This is a genomic window from Cellulomonas citrea (assembly GCF_009829685.1).
Taxonomy (GTDB): domain Bacteria; phylum Actinomycetota; class Actinomycetes; order Actinomycetales; family Cellulomonadaceae; genus Cellulomonas; species Cellulomonas citrea.
The window spans coordinates 1-1,075 of record NZ_VWSD01000312.1 but is presented as its reverse complement, the minus strand read 5'-3'; the positions used below and the strand labels follow the sequence as shown (position 1 = coordinate 1,075).

Sequence of the window (1,075 nt, the reverse complement as noted above, 5' to 3'; positions counted from 1 at the left end):
CGCGCCGGCGGCTGACGGTGGGCGACGGGCCCGTCGTCGCGTTCGACCTGGACGGGGTGCTGCTGCGCACCGACAGCTTCACCCGGCTCGTGCTCGTGCGGCTCGGCGGGTCACCGGCGCGGCTGGCCGAGGGGCTCGTGCTCAGCCCGCTGCTGCTGGGGCTGGCGGCGTTCCGGACCACCCGGGCGCGCGCCTTCGCGCTGTCCGCACGCGTGGCGCTGCGCGGTCTGGACGAGCCGGCGTACCGGGCGCCCGCGGCCCAGGTCGGCGCCCGGCTCGCGGCCCCGGGCGGCCCGGTCATGGTCGACGGCGTCGCGCAGGTGCGGGCCCACCTGGCCGACGGTGCGCACGTCGTCGTGGTGACGGCGAGCGAGCACCACCTGGCCCGGGCCTTCCTCGACGCCGCCGGGCTCGGTGCGGTCGACCTGCTGGCCTCCGGACTCGGGCACGGCGACCGGTTCGCCCGCGACGCCCGGCACAACTGCAGCGAGCACAAGGTGGCCGCGCTGCGGGCCGCCGGCCTCACAGGGGTCCAGGTGGCCTACTCCGACTCGCTCTCCGACCTGCCGATGCTCGCCGATGCGGCACGCGCCGTGCTCGTCAACCCCTCGCGCCGGGTGCTGGCGACCGCCACCCGACGGCTGGGGACGGCTCCCGACGTGGTGCGTTGGCGCTGAGCTCGCACCGCGAACGGGGTGGTCGCGCGGAACCGGTTTGGGCGGGGCTCCCGCGACCTGTACCCTGGTCGTCGGCCTCATGGCCATGCGCCCGTAGCTCAATGGATAGAGCATCTGACTACGGATCAGAAGGTTGGGGGTTCGAGTCCCTTCGGGCGCACTCGTTGAGACAGCGACGCAAGAGCCCTGGTCTGCGGCAACGCGGACCGGGGCTCTTGTCGTTGGGGGCGGTCGAAGCGACTTCAGCGGCCGCAACCTCCCGCGTCCTCGACCTCGACGTCGGGTACTCGGAGACGGTGGCCGCCGATGCTCGTCCCCAGGTCTGTCAGGGAACTGGGTAGCTGCACTCGCCTATGAAGGAGCTCACTGTGCCCGAGGGGATCGTCCGCTGGTTCGAC

At 73.6% G+C, this 1,075-nt stretch carries 1 protein-coding gene and 1 tRNA gene; both read left to right on the top strand.

The genetic code is table 11. The features are described 5' to 3' along the window. The coding region (locus tag F2B26_RS16410; protein WP_159811147.1) for an HAD family hydrolase at nt 1-677 on the top strand (677 nt) is incomplete at its 5' end. Between the two features lie 87 nt (nt 678-764). Next, nucleotides 765-837: transfer RNA gene (locus tag F2B26_RS16405), tRNA-Arg, on the top strand. Nucleotides 838-1,075 lie beyond the last annotated feature (238 nt).